The sequence below is a fragment of the Clostridium sp. UBA7339 genome, assembly GCF_002470865.1.
In the GTDB taxonomy this organism is placed as follows: Bacteria; Bacillota; Clostridia; order Clostridiales; family Clostridiaceae; genus Clostridium_J; species Clostridium_J sulfidigenes.
Window position 1 is genome coordinate 233,188 of sequence record NZ_DKPI01000003.1, and the last position, 16,254, is coordinate 249,441.

Genomic DNA, 16,254 nt, shown 5'->3' on the forward strand with positions numbered 1-16,254 from the left:
TAATGGATTATTCACTTATTAAATAAAGAAAATCTCACTAATTATCAAGAGTTAAATTAATATAATAATTCAAACTCGTACCCTTGATTTTTGACGTCTTTTATAACTGAATCCAGTATTTCAGTATTAGTTTTAGATACTGCATGAATAAGTAATATTGCTCCATTATGGAGTCCATTTAGAATTATTTTCTTTGCTTCTATTGGGTTAGGTTGATTATTAGGGTCCCAATCAGCGTAAGCAAAACTCCAAAATATAGACTTATATCCTAAATTTTTAGTCATAGCTAAAGACTTTTGGGAATATTCCCCCATAGGTGGTCTAAAATATGGTGGAATATCCTTACCAGTAATGTCTTTAAATTTATTTTCAACATCCTTAATTTCTTCGATAAATTTTTTTTCATCATCAGCTAAGGAGGGCATGGATAAATGACTACTTGTATGATTTCCTACCCTATGGCCTTCATCTACCATCCTTTTAATGATTTTAGGATTCTCATTTAAATAAGGAAGTGTAGCAAAAAACGTTGCCTTTACATCATTAACTTTAAGAATATCTAATATTTGAGAAGTATATCCATTTTCGTAACCTACATCAAAAGTTAAATGCAATACTTTTCTATCTGTATCCATAACATAATGAGCATCATATTCATGTAAGTCATAATTTAAATTGTCATTTATTCCAGGTGTTGTATGATCTTTATTTGGATTAAACCACCAAGCTGTTTTTTCATTATCTAAAGATGAGGTATTAATTATTTTATTTAAAGAATCCTTTTTCTCATTAGCAGTAGTAGTTTCTTGATTAATTTCTTCCTCAGTTGTATAATCACTTTTTATTGATGCATTTTCACTTATTTCATACTCAAGTATTCCAATAAATACTATAATTAATAGAGCTATTAAAATTATTATGTTTACCTTCTTATTCATTTCATCACCTACCATTTCTTTATAAATTTATAAACACATAACAAAACAGAGACTTATATAATATAAAAGTTTAAGAAATATACTCTAGAATTCCATCAGCGATGGCTTTTGCACACTTAGCTTGTCCCTGTGTTGACAAGAGAAATTCAGTATCAGAGTCATTAGTTAAGTATCCTAGCTCAACTAATGTGGAAACAGCATTATTTAGTCTAATTACCTTAATTTCACTGTCAGACTCATATTTTATTCTTCTATCTGTAGTATAGTTAACACTTGCTAATTTATTTTGAATATTCTTTGCTAAGGATTCCCCTTCACTACTTGGAAATCTACACCAGCTTTCTACACCTTTAACACTTGAATCTTCAAAGGAATTACAATGTATAGATACAAATACATCGGCATTTTTTGAATTTGATATATCTATACGTTTAAGAAGATCATCACTTTCATTACTGGGCCATGGAACTTCATCACTGGTTCTTGTGTAAACAACATTTATCTGATTTTCCTCTAATATTTTACCGATTTCAAGGGCTACCTTTATTGTAATATCTTTTTCATATATACTAGAGTCTGTCATAGTTCCAACGTCATAGCCTCCATGACCAGCATCAATACAAACTATAGGTCTATCAGGATACTTTAGGACTTCTTGTGTTTTAGTGTCTTTACTTCCGACTAATGTGATAGCATCACTTTTGAAGATGTTTAACTGTTTAATTCCAATGACAACAAAAACTATTAGGATAATACCTATGACTTTAAAATTACGTTTCTTTCTATTCTTTTTATATTTACTACTATTAACTTTATATGTATATTCACTTTTCACATTTTTTTCTCCCATAAATACACCTCTAATCAATCTTTATTTTAAATATTCCTCTAGACAAATTCCTCTTTCAGTAATTTCTTTTGCTGTTTCTTTTCCTACATATCTATAATGCCAAGGTTCATACTCTATTCCAGTAATATTAGTTTTATCAGAGGGATATCTTAATATAAATCCATATTTATAAGAGTTTTCTATTAACCACTTTTGCTCCGGTGTATTTTCCTGTTCCTTATTTAGTAACTGATAACTAGATGAAACAATATCTAATGCAAGTCCAGTTTGGTGTTCACTTGTTCCTGGTATTGCTACCCATTGAGCAGCCTTCTTTTTAGCTTCTTCTTGAGAATAATTTTGTCCCATATATTTACTAACCTCTTGATTAAATATCTGTTGTTGAAAATCCATAGTTCTATAAGAAGAGCAAATCATAGGAGCTAAGCCTTCCTTACGTGCATCATCCATCATATTTTGTAAGTCATTATATGCACGACTATCAATCTGGTGGCCATTGCTAAGTTGTGCCAAATCTACACTAAAGTCTTCTGGTAAAGCTGTTGAGGGATTTGCTAAAATTAAGTTCCAACTTTTTTTATCTTGTGAAGATAGATTGTTTTTTTCTTTTAAATTTTCTTGATTAGATAAATTGGATTGAGTTTTATTTCCGAGTGCTAACATACTAGCGGATTCCCGTACTTTAGTAACAGCATTTTTTGAAATTTTGAAAACCAATGTAGAAAATGTGAAAAAAACTATGCAATATATTAAAATTAAATTTCTTTTTCTCTTTCTCTTTCTTGATACTCTTTTATCTTTAGATGTTTTATTCATGTAAATCACTCCTTCTATGAATCTATAATATAAAAGGAATGTTTAAAAACTATATCATTTTTCCATCAAAGTTGCATACTTTGTAAAAAAACTATAATCATGATATTTATCATGATTATAGTTTTTTTAATAATTTATTATATTAAATCCGATATAGCTATCTGATACACTATATCTATAAAATATTTGTTTTTCTACTATTGAATAAGTTGTATCATTAGAATATCCATAGTCTTCCATCCTCGACCATTTGATACCTAAATAATTAGCAAATTCATTAGGATTAGTTACTAATTTAATATCTCCATTATTCATAAAAGACGAAATACTAAATCCATAAATTATATTGGTTTCTACATCAATTATTATGTTAAGGTCACACTCATCAGTACTTAAGCTAATATCCCAGATTTTAACTTTGGTTTCTAAATTCTTTGAATCTATATATGTTTTAAGAGAAAAATTTGTAATCCTTAAGTTATTATCTAAATTAACCTTTGGAAAAATCTCTTTATCTTGTAGCTTCTTAATTTCATTAACTATTGAATCTGGTATTCTTATATTGTTCACTTTGGGTTCAAATAGTTGTTTTTTATCAATTAGAATAATATCTTTATTCATATTTCCATAGCCACATACCATAGATAATTTATCAATAATAGATGTTTCAGAACTGTTGATATTATTATCACTATTTATAGCAGAAGTCTCAACTTTGCCTACAAGGTAGTTCTGTTGAACGTAAGATAAAATTAGAGGCAAAGAAGCAAAGGCTGCTATAATGCTGAAAAATATTATACCAATTATAATATTTTCGTATTTAATTTTATCTTTTCTCATATTGTATTTCACCCCTTAACTTTACTATAACTTTAGTTCCTTCATTTAGCTTACTATGAAATAGAATTTCCCCATTATGAAGTTTTATAATTTCTACGCATATTGCAAGTCCAAGACCAGCTCCAGCTTGACTCCTTGCCCTTGATTTATCTACCATATAAAAGGCCTCTGTAATTCTTGATAGTTCACTTTCTTCCATGCCCTTACCGTTGTCTTCTATAGTAACTATATAATCTTCACCTTGTCTTCTTCCTAATAAAGATATTCTACCACATTCATTATGCTGTCCAGCATTAATAGCCTTAACAGAATTGTCTATTAGATTTATAAATACCGTCTTTAGGAAATCGGGCTCTATATATATTTTTTCTTTATCTACATTAAGTGAAAATTCTATATTATGTTTTCTAAAGGAAGGATGCATAATTCCATTTATCTCTTCAAAAAACTCACCTGTTGATATATAGTACATTTTAAATTCTCTCTTCTTTAAAATAATTAAATCTAAAAGCTTCATAGATAAAGCTTCAATTCTTTTACCCTCCTCAAAGATATAATTAGCTGAAAGCATTATTTCTTCTTGTGACAATTTTTTTGAGCGAAGCATATCTGCATATCCAATCATAGATGTTAAAGGAGTTTTTGTTTCATGGGCAAAGCTTCCTATAAATGACTCCTGCCTAACATTTAAATCTTTAAGTTCTTTGACTGTTGTATCTAAGTTCTCTGCCATCAAATTAAAATTATCTGCAAGGTCTCCGGTTTCATCCTTAGATTTTGTATATACTCTTTGTTCAAAATTCCCCATTGCAATTTCTTGAGTTGCCTTTGATAACCTATATATAGGTTTTAAAATTAGCCATGAAACAAAAAATGATACCATTCCGCTTATAGCTATCATTATAATAACTATATATATAAAGGTTTTGTATTGGTTGTTTAGACTATCAAATACGTGAGAGATATCAGTAAAATTTTGTACATAGAAGGTTTCTTCCAAAGTTTGCATTGGAACTATAGCATGTATGTAGTATTTATTATTTATATGTACGATTTCATGAGCTTTTGTATTTTTATCAAGCTTTTTTATAATTTCATTACCAAACTTGTCTTCCAAGTTTTCATAAATAACTTTACCGTTATCATTGCTTATTCGAAAATTCATCTTGCCTTGAACAGTACCAATATTCACTGTAGGGGCAATTTGAGCTATCCATTGGGATTTAGTGTAATTTGCCTCATCACTATTACTATTTGAAAATTCAATAAACGATTCACTGATGTCATCAAGTTCTTGGGATAAAGTAAAATTTAAAATATCATTTTCTATATAAGTTGTATCAATTTCTCTTTTTAGTGAAGACTTAAAATTGCTGTTAATTAAAATATAGCTTCCAATACTAAAACAGCTAATAGATATTATGATAGTTGCAAAAAAAATTTTCCAAAATATCTTCAAAGATTATACCTCCAGTCTATATCCTATTTTGTATACTGCCACGATTTTATCCTCTAAATCTAATTTTTTTCTCATTCTTTGTACATGCAAATCTACAGTTCGAGTATTTCCCATATAATCGTCGCCCCAAACTCTCATGTATATCTGCTTTCTAAATAGAGCAATATTTTTGTTCTGTATGAAAAGCAATAATAAATCATACTCTTTAGCAGTTAAATTTATAATTTCACCCTTCTTTTTTACTATTCTAGATAAAGTATCTATCTCTATATCAAATAGATAAAGATGATCTTGAAGCTTATTAAAGCGTCGAAGTACTCTCTCCACTCTTGCAAGTAATTCCATTATTTCAAAGGGTTTTGTAAGGTAATCTTCGGCTCCAAGCTTTAAGCCTTTTACCGTATCTTTTACATCAGATTTTGCTGTTAAAAATATAACTGGAATTTCTAGGGGTTTTATATATTCAAATAGTTCATATCCATCTACCTTAGGTAGCATAATATCTAAAAGAATTAAATCATAATTATTTTTTTCAATCATTTCAATAGCTTGTTCTCCATCAAAGGCACATTCGCAATCATAGCCAGCATCTAAAAGATTTATCCTTATTAAATTAGAAATTGGTTTTTCATCTTCAACTGTTAATATTTTAATCATACATTCATCTCCTTATGGAATATAAAATACCCTTATTTCTTTATTTTATATCATAATTGTATCATTATTGCATCATTCGTCATTTTTTATATTAACTAAGAGTTATCCAATACCTTTGAGTTATTTCATCTCCATTTATAACTTCATTTTCTAGAATTCCACCATTATTCATAATGGTTTTAGCTGAACCTACATTACTTTTGTCACAAGTAATTAATGCCTTATTTATTCCTAATTCTTTAGCTATGGGTAGTGCTAGAGTTAACATTTGAGAAGCATAACCTTTTCTCCGCTGAGAAGGTCTTATTCCATATCCAATATGTCCTCCATACTGTAATAAGTAATCATTTAGCTCATGCCTAATATCTATAGCACCATAAATTTTATTATGATTATCTATCAGAAAATACATAGAAGAAGGAACAAGTCCTTTCTCATACATCCTTTCTGATTCATATTCTTCCCACTTATTTACTAACTCTTTGAAACTCATGCTATCTCGTTTAGCTGCATTTGGAACAATCTTCTCTTCAGTAGCTTCCCATTCAGTAACATAGTCTATATATTCTTTCTCCATAGATAATGAGGGTTTAACTAATTTAAACAACTATCTCACTCCTTGTCATATTATATATTTATTAAAGCTTTAATCTATATTTTAATGCCCTTCTCTTTTAAATAATTAAATATACGTTCTTTATCTTTTAATCCTTTGAATAATATTGCCTCATAAATGTAATATCCACTTGTAAATGGAGTTCTTCCTTCTTCATTTATAATGGAGTTTTTTACATTTAAGATTAAGCTCTTGTTTTCTTCATTTAAATTTTTAATTACTTTAGAGATATAGTTTTTATTAAATTCAAAACTTTCTTTATCTACAATCCACAAATCCATTTTCCAAGTTTTATCGGTGATCTTACTTTCATATTGGATTCCCCAATAAAATCCCTTTGGAAGTCCTTTCTTAGGGTAATTAACAAAGTCTTGAAATTTCATCAGTTTAATGTTCTTTATCTTTGCAAGTTCATTCCCCATTTTAAAGAAATTATCTAAAGAAAATTCTTCTCCATTCATTACCATGTTCATATCAATATCTTCCCAGGCCATTAAATTAAATCTATAACTACCAGTATAATTAACTTGTCCATATTTCTTTAGAATAGAGTCAATACCTTCTTTATAAATTATATCTTCAGCTTCTTTATGTAATTCTATAGCACGATTTAAATAATTCATTATTTCACCTCACTCACTATTTTAATTGTGTAATAATCTATTTTCAATTTCAGATTTACATGATAAAGTTCCTTGATGAAAAAACATTTTCCATTTTCCATCACAATATTTCCATATGGAACTACGAAGAGAATATTTTTTATTTTCATCAGTTTCATTATGCTTTATTACTTTATACATGGCTAATATACAATCCTTTGATAATTCTTTTATATTAAAATCTAAAATTTCCCACTGTAATGTAGTATCATCAGCTTGATCTTGATATACATCTCCTTTTTCATAATAATATTCTCTTCCTGAGCCACAAAATTCGATAAAATCATCTGTTAATATATCATTTATCTTTTGTGCTGATTTTCTTACTTCTGATTTTAGTAAATTATTCTCTAATTCTAATATATGTTCTTTGATATAATTCATTATTTCACCTCACTATTAAAATAGTTATCTATATTGTTCATAATAAAATCTGCAAAGTTCACTAGACCTTTCTCATTAAAATTAGCTTCTTCTCCTTTTTCATAGCAGTTTAAAGCTTTTTCCACAGTCTTTATATACTCCTTCGGAAGATTAGAGCATGCCCATTGTCCACCCTCTTTTTTTGAACAAATAACGTCTTCTTTAAGATAATATAAAACTCTACAAAGATTAAGAATAGTATACATAGGCAACTCTATAATTTCTTCTCTAGAATTTGATATGTCAAAATAAATTGATTTTAAATAGTCTTTTCTTGGTACAGGCGAAAAGATATCTTCTATGGGACTACCATATATACAAATCCCTCTAGCTCTTGTTATTGTAATATGAGCAGCTAAATCAGGATCTTCTCCATCTTCACATAAATAGCTATGATTAGCTTCATAAGTTGCTTTATATGCATTAGAATAGTGAAGTATATATGGAGTTGGATGCTTAAAGTTCTTAACATCCTTTTCTAAAAGCACACTCATTTCCAAACCTTTTCCTGGTCCATCTTTAGATAGTCCTAATAAAATATCTACAAGTTTTCTTTTATCATTGGCATTTAGGTTTTCTTTTACTACTACTAAAAAATCTATATCACTTATATCAGGGTTAAAACAATCCATAGCTAAAGAACCATGAATATAGATTCCTATCAGGTTATCCTTTAATATGGTCTTATAGCTTTCTACTATACTATCTAATATGGTTTTTATATTTTGCATTTTATACAATTCCTTTCCTATAACTCATACTTTTCATTACAGATCTCTATGATAAATTTGATGAAGTCTTTAACTGAGTGTTCTCTTTCAAATGTTGATCTGTAAAAGGATGAATCAGAATTTCTCTTCCTAAGTCTTAAACATTCTTTTATAATTAAACTATACTCCTTAGGTATAGTAGTTATTGCATATTCTAAAGCTTTGTCTTTAGAAGTTATAGCTTTATTTTCTAAGGTATATAGTATTCTACATAGGGTTGCAACTGCGAATTCAATCCATTCATCCTGGAGAAATATATAATTTTCACTTAATTTATCCTTCCAATAATTATTTAAATTGTAGTTCATATTCTCTATGATACTACACCAATCTACTTCTATAGATAAACTGTTAACATCAGAGCAATTTATAGGTATGCCAAAATACTTTAATGTCCACCAAGTAATATAATTAATATCGTAATAGCCATAGTAATGAAGAATATTATCACAAAAGTATATATAAGGACTTATTTCTGAATTAAGCTTACCTACTTTATCCTTAGTTATATACATGCCTTCCATCCTATTACCATATTCAAAAGCTTCACTTATTTTCCTATGGACTTTTTCTACGGTACCAATATCTTCATTTTCAAATTCCTCATTTAATATTGTTATAAAATCTATATCGCTTGTTTTCTCACTAAAACAACCTAGTGCTACTGAATTATAAATATATATACCAAATATCTTATTAGGAAAGTTTTCTCTTAGGGATTTATCATATTCATTTAACATAGGAATTAAAATCTCTGGAATGGGCGTGTTTTTTACCTTCTTCTCATAGCAATAAAAGTGACCTTCTCTATTAGGAAAATATAATTTACCTACTCTTTTATATCCATGATTCTCATATAATTTAAGTGCTTTTCTATTTTCGCTATAAGCATCTAATCTGATAGATGTATATACGTTTTCATCAGCAAACTCTTCAATGAATTTTAACATTTTCTTTGCAATTCCCATACCTTGATATTCAGGAAGTATAGCTAACCTATGAATAACCAATACTTTTTCACCTTGAGTAATCCAATTTATGTTATTGTACTCTGATGGTTGCTCTTCATCTAAAGCGAAATATGCTATAGATAGTCCATTGTCTTTTAACAAATAGCAATTACCACTAATAATATCAGTTTCTATAATATCTAAGCTGGGATAAAATTCATTCCATTGATAGATATTATGGCTTTCCATATGAGTTTTACACTTAGAAATTATATCAAAAATACTTAACAGATCTTGTTTTTGGCATTTAACAATATTCATAACATATTTCCTTTTTAATCATATTTTTTTATTGAATATATTTTAAAGTAGTAGTTATATTATACCATTTATATAAATATAATTCATAAATTTATAATAATAATATTGAAGTTAGTGTATAATATTTATATATTTTCAAATTAATTATTTTCATAGAGGTTGTGATTTTTGAAAAGCCTTTAGGTATATTATTTGACTAAGGAGATAAAATAATGGATATTTTAATTAATAATATTGATGAGAATATGAGCTATGAAAAATCATGTGGAGCAGTAGTATATAAAACCTCAAATAAAGGAATTAAATATTTGCTTTTAAATAGTATTGGCCTTGATAGTTATTGGGGATTCCCTAAAGGTCATATGGAATATTCAGAAACAGAAGAAGAAACAGCTTTAAGAGAAGTTTTTGAGGAATGTGGACTGAAAGTTAACTTAATAGATGGATTTCGAGCTACAGATAAATATAATATTGATAATTTTATTGAAAAAGAAGTGGTATTGTTTTTAGGAGAAGCTGATAATAGTTTAATTAAAATTCAAGTAGAAGAAATTGAGGACTATAGATGGTGTAATTATGAGGAAGCTAAGAGCTTATTAACCTATGAAAGTGGGCGAAGAATCCTTAGTGATACTAACAAATTTTTATGTAAGTGAATTTAAGTAAACAGAAATTAAAATAAGAGGTAACCCGGAGGTTACCTCTTTTACATCTGCTCAGCTGCAGCTTGTGCTTTTTCCATCATATCTTTTACCTTCATTAGACGGCTTAAAGCACCTCTTTCATTTTCATCCAGCTTCATTTTAATATACTTAATTGTTTCTTGAAGCTGAGGAATTGTCATATATTCTAGAGCGTTTACCCTTCTTCTTGTCTTCTCAATCTCATCGGCCATAAGCTGACAAGACTTTTCTACTTCTGCAAGTTCTAGAAGCTTAGGAAGAATTAAATAAAGCTGTTCAATTGAATTATCAAGTTCTGAGGAAGTACTGTAAAATCCATAAGGATATATACTACCTGAATCTCCTTCTAGCTTACGTACAAAGTTCATAACAGGTACATTTACACTCATTATGTTTTTTTCTGCTAGCTCTAAAGATATGCTTTCCTTAGGATAAGAAATAGCTTCTTCCAAGAATTCAGGTGATATAGCTGCTGATGCCATTAGGAAATCCTTAAAGGCACCTTGAAGCTTATCTTCAACTTCACCACGTAACTTATTGTTGTATTTTATTAGATCTATGAACCTTCTCATTAATTCATCTTGTTTATCTTTAAGAAGTTTATGCCCTCTAGTTGCTGTAGCTAGTCTTTTCTTTAATTTGGATAGCTCCATTCTAGTAGGATTGACATTTAATCTTGCCATATGCTATGCCTCATCTCCCTTAGGCATATACTTTTCAAGGTATTCATCTCTAATTCTCTTAAGCTCTGTAGTAGGAAGTATGGTTAGAAGCTTCCATCCAAGAGATAAAGTTTCTTCTATGCTTCTATTTGTATTAAATCCTTGAGAAACATATTCATTTTCAAAAGCCTCAGCAAACTTAGCATATTTTTTATCTGCATCTGAAAGAGCAGATTCACCTAGAATTGCTGATAATTCTTTTGCTTGCTTACCTTGTGCATATGCTGAAAATAATTGGTTCATAGTATCTGCATGGTCTTCTCTAGTTTTACCCTTACCTATTCCTTTATCTTTAAGTCTTGATAGTGAAGGTAATACATCTATTGGAGGCATTATACCCTTTTGATATAATTCTCTAGATAGAATAATTTGTCCTTCTGTTATATATCCAGTTAAGTCTGGAATTGGGTGAGTCTTATCATCCTCTGGCATTGTAAGAATCGGAATTTGAGTGATAGATCCTTCTATACCTTTTAATCTTCCAGCTCTTTCATAAAGAGTAGATAGGTCCGTATAAAGATATCCTGGATATCCACGTCTACCTGGAACTTCCTTTCTAGCAGCTGATACTTCTCTTAAAGCTTCTGCATAGTTTGTTATATCAGTCAATATAACAAGTACGTGCATTCCTTTTTCATAAGCTAAATACTCAGCTGTAGTAAGAGCCATTCTTGGGGTAGCTATTCTCTCGATAGCTGGGTCTGAAGCTAAGTTCATGAATAGTACTGATTTATCTATAGCACCAGTCTTTTTAAACTCATCTACGAAGAATTGGGCTTCTTCAAAAGTTATACCTATAGCTCCAAATACAACGGCAAACTTAGAATCTGAGTTAAGAACTTGAGCTTGACGTGCTATTTGAGCAGCCAATTGTGCATGTGGAAGTCCTGAACCTGAAAATACAGGTAGTTTTTGACCTCTAACTAATGTATTAAGCCCATCTATAGCAGAAATTCCAGTTTGAATAAATTCAGATGGATAATCTCTTGATACTGGGTTAATTGGCTCACCGTTTATATCTACTCTTTTTTCAGCTATAATACTAGGACCATCATCGTTTGGATTTCCCATACCATCAAATATTCTTCCTAACATATCCTCAGATACACCAAGTTCTAGAGGTCTTCCTAGAAATTTAGCTTTAGTACCTTTTAAGTTTATTCCAGATGAACCTTCGAAAAGTTGAACCATTGCTTTAGAACCATTAACTTCTAGAACTTTACCTCTTCTCTTTTCTCCAGTTTGTAATTCTATTTCAACTAATTCGTCATATTTAACGCCTTCAACACCTTCAACAACCATCAAAGGTCCTACAACTTCTGTAACAGTTCTGTATTCTTTAAGCATCTAGAACCCCTCCTTCGCTAATTAATCTATTAATTTCTACTACTAATTCCTCAGCGATGTTATTGATAGTGTCAATATTATCTTCGGCAATATATTTACTTCTTGCAATTTTATCTCTCATAGGTAAATTTAATATATTGTTTAGATAAACTCCAGCTTCTAAAGCACGTTCAGCTTCTTTTCTAAATAATAGAATTAATTTTAGCATTTTATGTTGTTTGCCAAGTGAAGCATAAGTGTCTATTTCATGGAAAGCATTTTGTTGTAAATAGTCTTCTCTAAGAGACTTTGCAACTTCTAATTTTAATCTATCTTTTTCAGATAGTGCATCTATACCTACTAATCTAACAATTTCATCAAGGCTAGCTTCTTCTTGTAGTAGTGTCATAGCTTCAATTCTTAATTGAGACCAATCTGATGCTACTTCATCATCCATCCATTGACCTATACTATCTAAGTATAATGAGTATGAACTTAACCAGTTTATTGAAGGGAAGTGACGCTTATAAGCTAATTGAGCATCTAGTCCCCAGAAAACCTTAACTATTCTTAAAGTAGATTGAGTAACTGGTTCAGATAAGTCTCCACCTGGAGGAGATACGGCTCCAATAGCAGTAACTGCTCCTTGTCTACCATCTTTTCCTAAACATACAACCTTACCAGCTCTTTCATAATAATCTGCAAGTCTTGATCCTAGGTAAGCTGGATATCCTTCATCACCAGGCATCTCTTCAAGTCTACCGGACATTTCTCTTAGAGCCTCAGCCCATCTTGAAGTAGAGTCTGCCATTATAGAAACTGAGTATCCCATATCTCTAAAGTATTCTGCTATAGTTATACCAGTATAGATACAAGCTTCACGGGCTGCAACTGGCATATTTGAAGTATTAGCAATAAGTACTGTTCTCTTCATTAAGCTTTCACCAGTTTTTGGGTCTTTAAGTTCTGGGAATTCATTAAGAACGTCTGTCATTTCATTACCACGTTCACCACATCCAACATAAACAACAATTTCAGTATCTCCCCATTTAGCTATCTGGTGTTGAACTACTGTTTTACCAGCTCCGAAAGGTCCTGGTACCGCTGCAGCTCCACCTTTAGCTACTGGGAAAAATGTATCTATAACTCTTTGTCCTGTAATCATTGGCTCAATAGGTTTTAGCTTGCTAGCATAAGGTCTTCCTTTTCTAGCTGGCCATTTTTGCATTAGGGTTAACTCTTTATCACCCTTTTCGGTTTCTACGATACAAACAGTTTCAACTATAGTAAAGTTACCTGATTTTATTTCTTTAATCTTTCCTTTTACTCCATAAGGAACCATTATCTTGTGAAGAACTACGGCAGTTTCTTGAACTGTTCCAATAATATCTCCAGCTTCTACCTCATCTCCAACCTTTGCTGTAGCATTAAATTCCCAAACTCTTGTTCTGTCTAGAGATTTAACTGCAACACCTTTTTTAAGGAAATGAGAATTTGCAGCTTCTTGCAAAGCATTAAGAGGTCTTTGAATACCATCAAACATAGCTTCGATTAATCCTGGTCCAAGTTCTATACTTAGTGGCTCTCCTGTTGTAATTACTGGGTCTCCAGGTCCTATACCAGAGGTTTCCTCATAAACCTGAATGGAAGCTTTATCGCCTCTCATTTCAATGATTTCACCAATAAGTCCCTTTTCACCAACTTTTACAACGTCAAATATATTAGCATTATCCATGTCCTTAGCAACTACTAATGGACCTGAAACTTTAACAATAGTACCATTCTTCAAGTTTTTTACCTACCTTTCTATAAGATATTTACTCCAACAGCTTTTTCTACATAATCGCTGATTTTTTGTTTACCAATATTTAGTGTGCCTTGATTGCTTGGTATAAGTATAATTGCAGGTATAAGCTTCTTATTATACCTTTCAATAGTTTCTTCTAAATGCTGAGCTAATTGCTCAGTTAAAAATATTACAGCATAATTTTCAAAAGCCATTTTATCTACAATTTTTCTTGCTTCTTCAGCTTCAACTGCTGGATAAACATCAATTCCTAAGGCCTTAAATGCTAGTATTGAATCTTTATCTCCAACTACACCTATCTTATACATATAGTTCACGCAACCTTTCTCTGATAACTTCAGTAGCAACCTTATTAATCTTTCCTACCATAATAATTCTAATTATTTTAATTTCAGTTTCTTTAGCAATTATATATGCAATGATAGGCTCTGGTCCGAAGTTAACTCTCTTAGCTTCCTTTGCATGATCCATAATATAATTATCATAGAGTACATCTAAGGATGAAATGCTACCTGTAGCCATGTATTCTTCTAAGATGGTATGTAGTACCTTTGAGTAAGGGGTTCTAGATATTTTACTAGTAAAGATTTCTAGGGATTCATTTATTCCTTCTATAAAAAAGTTATGCTTTATAGTTCCACCAGGTATTAATACACCTTCAAGGAATCTACCATCTTTATTTTGCTTTTTAACTCTAAGCATAGTCTTTATATTAGTAATATCTATAGACTCATTTACATATCTAGTTATATACTGAACATCTATATTCCTTGCTTTTTCTATCATACCTTCAAACATGTATTTATCTAAAAGAGTGTCTATTACTTGAGGATCTGAATTAACTTCAAACTCTTTTTCTACCTTAATGATAACTTTTTGAATTTGCTTATCTAAGGATTTTAGCTCATCAGATAAAATACAGTTTTTAAGAGTATCTAAAGGAATTGTTCCTATTGGTATTAAAATATTAGATAAATCCTTGCCCAAGGCTTTTGCCTTTAATAAAACTTTAATATTATGATAATCATATCTTAAACTCATAATATCTATAATTTCTTTTACAGGAGATATTTTATATAAAGTGCTGTAAAGATTCACTAGCTCTTCCTTAAGGATTTTTTCATAATCATAAACTGAATCTATATTATTAATAAGTTCACCATAAGTAGTTTCTTGTAATATCTTTAAAACTTCCTGTGGTCCATCACTATCCAATAATCTTTCAATTTTATTTTTATCAAGGAGTCTTTTTTCCATTACCCTTAATCGAGCTACAGCATGGGTAAAATCCATTCTGTCCATTTAAATACCTCCTCACTATTCTGTAAACAATATTTTCCCAACTTTATACTCTAATTCATATTTAAGTGAGTTCACAAGTTCATCAAAGGAATTATTTATCTCAATTCCATTTTTACTAAGGATAAACCCACCATCAATTTCATGAGTTTTAACGTTGAATTTTAAATTTCCTAATTTGCCCTTAGATATTAAGGCCTTATTTACCTCGGCTAAGAACTTTTCAGGAAGCTTATCTCTATCTACTGGGTTTATAATTATTTCTTCATCTCCATGGATGTCTAAAGCCATAATAGAGTTCTTTATAAATTTAGTGAATTCTTCTGCATTCATAGCTTTTAGTTTTTCCTTAGCTGCTTCAAACACTTTCTCAATAACTTGTTGTTTTGCTAATAATTTTTTATTTCTTATTTCTAAATCAGTTTTTGAGATAATTCTTTCTTTTATAGTTTTACTTTCCATTTCAGCTTTTTGTAAAATAGAAGAAGCTTTTTTATTGGCATCTTCTGTTTTCTTTTTAATTATTTCATCAGCTTTAACGGTAGCTTCATTTAAAATTTCAATTTTTTTTACTTCTGCATCCTTTATAATTTTAGAAGTAAGATTATCCAAATTAGACATATTATTCACTTCCTTAATTAAAAGTTACCACTCATTACTAGTAGAAGAGACATTACAAATCCTAAAAGTGCATAAGTTTCAACCATAACAGTTAATATAATACCTTTTGTGTTGTGCTCTGGTCTCTTAGCTAAAATTTGAACTGCTGAAGCTGCTGTTTTCGCTTGAGATATAGCTGATTTCCATCCTGCTATAGCTATTGGAAGACAAGCTGCAAATAGATAAAACCCTTGACCAAAAGACATATCTGGTGATAATTGTAAAGATACTAAAAGTGCTATAACAAATCCATATAATCCTTGAGTACCTGGAAGTAATTCAAGAATTAAGGCTTTACCAAACTTCTCTGGTTCTTCTGCTAAAAGTCCACTTGCTGCTTCACCAACTATACCAACACCCTTTGCTGATCCTATCCCTGGTAATGCTGCTGCAAGAGCAACTCCTATAGCTGCTATAATTATTCCACCGTTTCCCATTAAAAAATCCATCATAAT

At 30.2% G+C, this 16,254-nt stretch carries 19 protein-coding genes; 1 reads left to right on the plus strand and 18 read right to left on the minus strand.

The window, feature by feature from the left end; genetic code table 11:
- Window positions 1-56: 56 nt before the first annotated feature.
- The 11 genes from pdaA to B2S02_RS01455 form a co-directional block, all read right to left on the minus strand.
- A complete protein-coding gene (pdaA, locus tag B2S02_RS01405; RefSeq protein WP_346876212.1) occupies window positions 57-938 on the minus strand; it encodes a delta-lactam-biosynthetic de-N-acetylase in 882 nt (293 codons plus the stop codon).
- Window positions 939-1,008: 70 nt separating this feature from the next.
- Complete coding sequence (locus B2S02_RS01410) at window positions 1,009-1,788, minus strand: N-acetylmuramoyl-L-alanine amidase (protein WP_346878824.1); 780 nt, start codon at window positions 1,786-1,788, stop codon at window positions 1,009-1,011.
- Between the two features lie 21 nt (window positions 1,789-1,809).
- Window positions 1,810-2,604, minus strand: coding sequence for a M15 family metallopeptidase (locus B2S02_RS01415; RefSeq protein WP_346878825.1), 795 nt, complete (start codon window positions 2,602-2,604; stop codon window positions 1,810-1,812).
- A gap of 126 nt (window positions 2,605-2,730) precedes the next feature.
- Entirely contained in the window at window positions 2,731-3,444 is a 714-nt protein-coding gene (locus B2S02_RS01420) for a hypothetical protein (protein ID WP_346920164.1), read from the minus strand.
- Window positions 3,431-4,903, minus strand: coding sequence for a HAMP domain-containing sensor histidine kinase (locus B2S02_RS01425; protein ID WP_346878827.1), 1,473 nt, complete (start codon window positions 4,901-4,903; stop codon window positions 3,431-3,433). The genes B2S02_RS01420 and B2S02_RS01425 overlap by 14 nt, the downstream gene beginning before the upstream one ends.
- A gap of 3 nt (window positions 4,904-4,906) precedes the next feature.
- The gene (locus B2S02_RS01430; protein ID WP_346920165.1) at window positions 4,907-5,560 is read right to left on the minus strand and encodes a response regulator transcription factor; all 654 of its coding nucleotides are present in this window, start codon (window positions 5,558-5,560) and stop codon (window positions 4,907-4,909) included.
- A 91-nt stretch (window positions 5,561-5,651) separates the two neighbouring features.
- Complete coding sequence (locus tag B2S02_RS01435; RefSeq protein ID WP_414632883.1) at window positions 5,652-6,167, minus strand: GNAT family N-acetyltransferase; 516 nt, start codon at window positions 6,165-6,167, stop codon at window positions 5,652-5,654.
- A 44-nt stretch (window positions 6,168-6,211) separates the two neighbouring features.
- Window positions 6,212-6,799 (minus strand): hypothetical protein, encoded by a 588-nt coding sequence (locus B2S02_RS01440; protein ID WP_346878829.1) that lies wholly within the window; start codon window positions 6,797-6,799, stop codon window positions 6,212-6,214.
- 21 nt (window positions 6,800-6,820) lie between these two features.
- Window positions 6,821-7,222: a DUF4440 domain-containing protein gene (locus B2S02_RS01445; protein ID WP_346878830.1), complete on the minus strand. Its 402-nt coding sequence runs from the start codon at window positions 7,220-7,222 to the stop codon at window positions 6,821-6,823.
- Window positions 7,222-7,992, minus strand: coding sequence for an aminoglycoside adenylyltransferase domain-containing protein (locus B2S02_RS01450; protein ID WP_346878831.1), 771 nt, complete (start codon window positions 7,990-7,992; stop codon window positions 7,222-7,224). Before B2S02_RS01450 ends, B2S02_RS01445 begins: the two co-directional genes overlap by 1 nt.
- Before the next feature lie 17 nt (window positions 7,993-8,009).
- The gene (locus B2S02_RS01455; protein ID WP_346878832.1) at window positions 8,010-9,302 is read right to left on the minus strand and encodes a GNAT family N-acetyltransferase; all 1,293 of its coding nucleotides are present in this window, start codon (window positions 9,300-9,302) and stop codon (window positions 8,010-8,012) included.
- A 212-nt stretch (window positions 9,303-9,514) separates the two neighbouring features.
- Here B2S02_RS01455 and B2S02_RS01460 point away from each other — a divergent pair, with 212 nt between their 5' ends.
- A complete protein-coding gene (locus B2S02_RS01460) occupies window positions 9,515-9,958 on the plus strand; it encodes a bis(5'-nucleosyl)-tetraphosphatase (RefSeq protein ID WP_346848166.1) in 444 nt (147 codons plus the stop codon).
- A gap of 50 nt (window positions 9,959-10,008) precedes the next feature.
- Here the strand turns inward: B2S02_RS01460 and B2S02_RS01465 are convergent, their stop codons facing one another.
- The 7 genes from B2S02_RS01465 to B2S02_RS01495 are packed head-to-tail and all read right to left on the minus strand — an operon-like array spanning window position 10,009 to window position 16,251.
- Entirely contained in the window at window positions 10,009-10,668 is a 660-nt protein-coding gene (locus tag B2S02_RS01465; protein ID WP_035131357.1) for a V-type ATP synthase subunit D, read from the minus strand.
- A gap of 3 nt (window positions 10,669-10,671) precedes the next feature.
- Window positions 10,672-12,054, minus strand: coding sequence for a V-type ATP synthase subunit B (locus B2S02_RS01470; protein WP_035131359.1), 1,383 nt, complete (start codon window positions 12,052-12,054; stop codon window positions 10,672-10,674).
- Entirely contained in the window at window positions 12,047-13,822 is a 1,776-nt protein-coding gene (locus B2S02_RS01475; protein WP_035131361.1) for a V-type ATP synthase subunit A, read from the minus strand. Before B2S02_RS01475 ends, B2S02_RS01470 begins: the two co-directional genes overlap by 8 nt.
- 17 nt (window positions 13,823-13,839) lie before the next feature.
- Window positions 13,840-14,148, minus strand: coding sequence for a V-type ATP synthase subunit F (locus tag B2S02_RS01480; protein ID WP_035131363.1), 309 nt, complete (start codon window positions 14,146-14,148; stop codon window positions 13,840-13,842).
- Entirely contained in the window at window positions 14,141-15,142 is a 1,002-nt protein-coding gene (locus B2S02_RS01485; RefSeq protein WP_346848167.1) for a V-type ATP synthase subunit C, read from the minus strand. Before B2S02_RS01485 ends, B2S02_RS01480 begins: the two co-directional genes overlap by 8 nt.
- 15 nt (window positions 15,143-15,157) lie before the next feature.
- Complete coding sequence (locus B2S02_RS01490; RefSeq protein WP_346920166.1) at window positions 15,158-15,760, minus strand: V-type ATP synthase subunit E; 603 nt, start codon at window positions 15,758-15,760, stop codon at window positions 15,158-15,160.
- 17 nt (window positions 15,761-15,777) lie between these two features.
- Entirely contained in the window at window positions 15,778-16,251 is a 474-nt protein-coding gene (locus tag B2S02_RS01495; RefSeq protein WP_156964299.1) for a V-type ATP synthase subunit K, read from the minus strand.
- Between the last annotated feature and the right edge of the window lie 3 nt (window positions 16,252-16,254).

What these genes read in the sequence shown, in the direction of transcription:
- pdaA (WP_346876212.1), bottom strand. Translation starts at nt 938, where the DNA reads ATGAATAAGAAGGTAAACATAATAATTTTAATAGCTCTATTAATTATA.
- B2S02_RS01410 (WP_346878824.1), bottom strand. Translation starts at nt 1,788, where the DNA reads ATGGGAGAAAAAAATGTGAAAAGTGAATATACATATAAAGTTAATAGT.
- B2S02_RS01415 (WP_346878825.1), bottom strand. Translation starts at nt 2,604, where the DNA reads ATGAATAAAACATCTAAAGATAAAAGAGTATCAAGAAAGAGAAAGAGA.
- B2S02_RS01420 (WP_346920164.1), bottom strand. Translation starts at nt 3,444, where the DNA reads ATGAGAAAAGATAAAATTAAATACGAAAATATTATAATTGGTATAATA.
- B2S02_RS01430 (WP_346920165.1), bottom strand. Translation starts at nt 5,560, where the DNA reads ATGATTAAAATATTAACAGTTGAAGATGAAAAACCAATTTCTAATTTA.
- B2S02_RS01440 (WP_346878829.1), bottom strand. Translation starts at nt 6,799, where the DNA reads ATGAATTATTTAAATCGTGCTATAGAATTACATAAAGAAGCTGAAGAT.
- B2S02_RS01445 (WP_346878830.1), bottom strand. Translation starts at nt 7,222, where the DNA reads ATGAATTATATCAAAGAACATATATTAGAATTAGAGAATAATTTACTA.
- B2S02_RS01450 (WP_346878831.1), bottom strand. Translation starts at nt 7,992, where the DNA reads ATGCAAAATATAAAAACCATATTAGATAGTATAGTAGAAAGCTATAAG.
- B2S02_RS01455 (WP_346878832.1), bottom strand. Translation starts at nt 9,302, where the DNA reads ATGAATATTGTTAAATGCCAAAAACAAGATCTGTTAAGTATTTTTGAT.
- B2S02_RS01460 (WP_346848166.1), top strand. Translation starts at nt 9,515, where the DNA reads ATGGATATTTTAATTAATAATATTGATGAGAATATGAGCTATGAAAAA.
- B2S02_RS01465 (WP_035131357.1), bottom strand. Translation starts at nt 10,668, where the DNA reads ATGGCAAGATTAAATGTCAATCCTACTAGAATGGAGCTATCCAAATTA.
- B2S02_RS01470 (WP_035131359.1), bottom strand. Translation starts at nt 12,054, where the DNA reads ATGCTTAAAGAATACAGAACTGTTACAGAAGTTGTAGGACCTTTGATG.
- B2S02_RS01480 (WP_035131363.1), bottom strand. Translation starts at nt 14,148, where the DNA reads ATGTATAAGATAGGTGTAGTTGGAGATAAAGATTCAATACTAGCATTT.
- B2S02_RS01485 (WP_346848167.1), bottom strand. Translation starts at nt 15,142, where the DNA reads ATGGACAGAATGGATTTTACCCATGCTGTAGCTCGATTAAGGGTAATG.
- B2S02_RS01490 (WP_346920166.1), bottom strand. Translation starts at nt 15,760, where the DNA reads ATGTCTAATTTGGATAATCTTACTTCTAAAATTATAAAGGATGCAGAA.
- B2S02_RS01495 (WP_156964299.1), bottom strand. Translation starts at nt 16,251, where the DNA reads ATGATGGATTTTTTAATGGGAAACGGTGGAATAATTATAGCAGCTATA.